Here is a 4,350-nt window from a genome sequence, read left to right on the forward strand (position 1 = left end):
CTATCTATGCCGTGGAAGTCGAACCATCCGGCCGAAGCGACAAGATCGAGGTTGGCGGGAACGCGGACATTCGCGGCGGAACGGTGCAGGTCAATGCTGGATCCGGCCAATACGGCGCCAACACGACGTATCGGATCCTCGAGGCGGGCGGCCGCGTCAACGGACGTTTCGACAACGCGGTATCGAATTTGATCTTCCTCGACCCGAGCCTGAGCTACGACAGTCGGGCGGTGTCGCTGACACTGTCACGCAATGCAACGGGCTTCGCTTCGCTTGCGGTCTCGACCAACCAGTTCGGGACAGCGACGGCAATCGAGGCTCTTGGCCCCGGCAATCGGGTCTACGACGCGGTGCTCAACCAGGACCGGAATGGAGCCCGTGTCGCCTTCGACGCTCTCTCAGGTGAGGTCCACGGATCGATGACGACCAGTGCGTATGCACAGGCCAGCATCCTTCAGGGCGCATTGCTCGAACGAATGCGCAGTCTTCCGTCAATGACCTACGTTCATGCGGCCTACGCGGCTGATGTTCCGGGGAAAGTACCTGCGCCGGTCGCCGTGCCCTTCGACACTCGCCGCTTTGCCTTCTGGGGCGAGGGCATCGGCTCCTGGGGCAGGATCCGTACGGATCGCAACGCTGCGTCGATGGATCTGTCAACGGGAGGATTCATCATCGGTGCCGAAGCAAGCACGGACTCAGCTACACGCTTTGGTGTCGCTGCGGGGTTCATCCGGTCATCCATCGACGTGGATGCGAGGCTATCGTCCGGTTCCAACGAAACCGTGTTCGCGGCTCTCTACGGCTCGACAAGTTGGGATGCTTTGCATCTCCGCCTCGGCGCAACCTATGCCCATCATGACTTCGACACGACCCGCCGCGTATCCTTCCCGGGGTTTGCGGACTCGCTGACGACGTCTTATGGCGGCGCGACGCTGATGGCCTTTGGCGAAGTCGGGTACCGGATGTCATTTGGCGGGGCGTACGTGGAACCGATTATCGGAGCTTCGGTGTTGCGCGTCGCGTCGGATCGCTTCATCGAGAACGGCGGGCCCGCGGCACTTGCGGGCGGCACCGGCGATAACGTGCTTGGCACGACGACCCTCGGAATGCGGGGCGAGTTCAGGGTTGCCGAGGATGTTCCACTCAGCGTTCGCGGAATGCTCGGTTGGCGACGTGCTTATGGGGATATTTCACCCTCGGCGCAGCTATCCTTCGCGAGCAGCCTAGCTCCGTTCTCGATCGAAGGGGTCCCGCTTGATCGAAACACGCTCGTTGCGGAGGCGGGGCTCGACTGGCAGGTCAGCAAAGACATCGTCGTCGGCGCTTCCTACCAGGGGCAGATCGGAGCGCGTGCGCAGGAACATGCATTGARAGGTAACTTCGTCCTGAAGTTCTAGCATGATACCGCCTCGCTCGATCGCAGACGATGCCGAAGGGCAGGGCCAATGGAAACCGGCGCCAAAGCAGCAAGCCATCGCGAAGCCCTTATCCTTGCAAAAGCGGAGATCCAGGCGGGTCTGGATTGACCGTTGTGGCAGTGCCAATCATCGCAGAGCGCCTAATCTTTTCCCGCTACCCATGCGTGCTTCACCAGAAACGGCGGACCGGAAGGATTGCTCGATGTTTACGAAGTGCGATCCGCTTCGATGGCCGCGCTCATCGCCGAGGAATGCCGCTGGTGGCCGGTCGCCGAGGTACCGTCGAATGCCAAACAGGAGGAACAGATGTGCCGCCTTCTTGCCCTTTCAGTCGCTGTATCGTGCTTCCTCCTACAAGGACCGCCCGACGCGCGCGCCGCGGACGCAGAGTTCAAATGCCCGGTCGCCATGCCGCTTTCGTCTTCCGCGGCAAGTACCGGTCTCGCTCAGCGTCTTTCGGACAGGACCGAGCTTGAAGATCCTGCGCGACTCGATGATCTCATCGTCCAATTACGCGCAGGCGGGATGAGCAACCCGTTCGTCGTCGACCACCTCGCATTTTCTTACTGCTCGTCCATCGTTGGAAATTCGGCATTGTCTGTTCAGGCGAAGACGGCGCTGATGCGGCAGTTCCTCTCACGCGTGACACGGCAAGTCTACCTGAGCAACGATGTGACCTCGATCGTTCTCGATGTGACTGTTACGCCCAACCTTGTGGCGCGCATCGACGACGCAGCGACCAAGGTCGGACAATCGAGAGAAGCCTGGATCGTAGAGGCCATCCAGGCGAGGTTGCCGAAGGTACCGTAGGCGTCGTTCCAAACTCCCGCACGCGATGGATGGTGCGATTGAATCCCTGCAACAGAGTCGCAGTCACTTGCGGTAGTCTGTTGCACGGCCGTGGCCCGTCTCACGTCTACGCCGGCCACGACCCTAACACTTCGGTTCTGTCACAGGCCACGAGCGTATTGCTCGCGGGGTCCCCACCTCCAGTGGCATGACCTCTCTCGAAAATGGTGGCAAGCGGGAATCGGTCTCGGGTGTAGGCGTGCGCGTCCCATCCGGACACCCGGGCAGTGCGTCTATGGTGATATGGATCCGTTCCTCCGCCTTGGCGCCGTTGTACGCGGATCGGCCACCTGTGCAGCCCCAGTCGGCCCTTATGAATTTCTTATACTAACGGGCTTCTTCCCCTCTCGAAACCTCATGCGGTTTTCTGCATCTCCATCTTCAGTGCTCGCTTTCTTGGAGACATTGAGATGGACATCGTCATGCTCACCCTCGGGATCACGTTCTTCGGCCTCGCCGTCGCCTACACCGCCGCCTGCGCGCGGCTTTGAGGAGTTCGTCATGCTCCTCGACTACACGCTCGCCGGGTTCGTGACCGCCGGACTACTTCTCTATCTCACCTACGCTCTCGTTCGGCCTGAGCGGTTCTAAAAGGGCATCCTCCATGACCATCAATGGCTGGATTCAAATCCTCGTTTTCTGCGGGGTCGTCATCGCGCTCGTGAAGCCACTCGGTTGGTATATGACGCGGGTCTTCAAGGGCGAGCGCACGATCCTCTCTGCCGTTCTCCGTCCTGTCGAGAACGCCCTCTACAAAGTCGCAGGGACCGGTGAGGGGGAAGAACAGAGCTGGCTGAGCTATACGCTGGCGATGCTGATGTTCAATCTCATCGGTTTTATCGCTCTATACGGTTTGCAGCGTCTTCAGGCTTCCTTGCCGCTCAATCCGATGGACATGAGTGCTGTCGCGCCTGACCTGGCGTTCAACACCGCCGTCAGCTTCATCACGAACACCAACTGGCAGAACTACGGCGGCGAGAGCACGATGTCTTATCTCGTGCAGATGGCCGGCTTGACGACCCAGAATTTCGTGTCCGCCGCAACAGGAATAGCGCTCGCCGTCGCACTGATCCGTGGCTTCTCACGGGCCTCGGCAAAGAACATCGGCAATTTCTGGGCCGATATGACGCGCGCGACGCTCTATGTGCTTCTTCCGCTCTGCGTCGTGTTGACAATTGTCTACGTTGCACGCGGCGTTCCGCAGACACTCGCGCCCTATGTGAATGCAACGACGCTGGAAGGCGCGAAGCAGACCATCGCGGTCGGACCCGTCGCCTCACAGCTTGCGATCAAGATGCTCGGGACGAATGGCGGTGGTTTCTTCAACGCCAATTCKGCGCATCCGTTCGAGAATCCTGACGCACTCGTCAACTTCATCCAGATGGTCTCCATTTTTGCGATTGGCGCAGCCTTGACGAATGTGTTCGGTCGCATGGTGGGTGACCAACGTCAGGGTTGGGCGATCCTCGGCGCGATGGGGATATTGTTCATCGTCGGCGTCGGTGTGGCCTATTGGGCCGAGGCTGGCGGCAATCCGCTGATCCACGCTCTTGGAATCGATGGCGGGAACATGGAGGGTAAAGAGGTCCGCTTCGGCACTGCCTTATCAGCGTTGTTCGCAGTCGTTACGACAGCGGCGAGCTGCGGCGCAGTCAACGCGATGCACTCGAGCTTCATGCCGCTTGGTGGGCTGATCCCGCTCATCAACATGGAGTTGGGGGAGGTCGTCATCGGCGGCGTCGGTGCAGGCCTCTACGGCATGCTGCTGTTCGTGATCCTGACGATGTTCGTTGCCGGCCTCATGGTGGGACGTACGCCGGAATATCTGGGCRAGAAGATAGAGGCGAAGGAAGTCAAGATGGCGATCCTTGCGATCTTGTGCCTGCCTCTCGCCATGCTCGGGTTTACCGCCGTCGCCGTCGTCATCCCGACTGGGCTCACCTCGATCGGAAATCCTGGGCCGCACGGTTTCTCCGAAGTGCTCTACGCCTACGTATCGGGGGCCGCGAACAACGGCTCCGCTTTCGGCAGCCTCTCTGGAAATACTTTCTGGTACAATTTGACGATCGGTGCAGCCATGTTG

Annotated in this window: 4 protein-coding genes; all 4 read left to right on the forward strand. The window is 60.1% G+C overall.

All coding sequences use genetic code 11. From position 1 onward, the window contains the following. The coding region (locus AC1DT3_RS13095; RefSeq protein WP_477465689.1) for an autotransporter outer membrane beta-barrel domain-containing protein at positions 1-1,397 on the forward strand (1,397 nt) is incomplete at its 5' end. Between the two features lie 249 nt (positions 1,398-1,646). Further along, on the forward strand, positions 1,647-2,228 hold the full coding sequence (locus tag AC1DT3_RS13100) for a hypothetical protein (RefSeq protein ID WP_477465690.1): 582 nt from the start codon (positions 1,647-1,649) through the stop codon (positions 2,226-2,228). Between the two features lie 540 nt (positions 2,229-2,768). Then, on the forward strand, positions 2,769-2,858 hold the full coding sequence (locus AC1DT3_RS13105) for a K(+)-transporting ATPase subunit F (protein WP_477465691.1): 90 nt from the start codon (positions 2,769-2,771) through the stop codon (positions 2,856-2,858). Positions 2,859-2,871: 13 nt separating this feature from the next. After that, positions 2,872-4,350: potassium-transporting ATPase subunit KdpA (kdpA, locus tag AC1DT3_RS13110; RefSeq protein WP_477465692.1), on the forward strand; the 1,479-nt coding region annotated here is incomplete at its 3' end.

Source organism: Microvirga sp. P4_G7, assembly GCF_056401005.1.

Bases quoted from the DNA above. Each gene is read 5' to 3' on its own strand.
- AC1DT3_RS13100 (WP_477465690.1), top strand. From the start codon at position 1,647: ATGGCCGCGCTCATCGCCGAGGAATGCCGCTGGTGGCCGGTCGCCGAG.
- AC1DT3_RS13105 (WP_477465691.1), top strand. From the start codon at position 2,769: ATGCTCCTCGACTACACGCTCGCCGGGTTCGTGACCGCCGGACTACTT.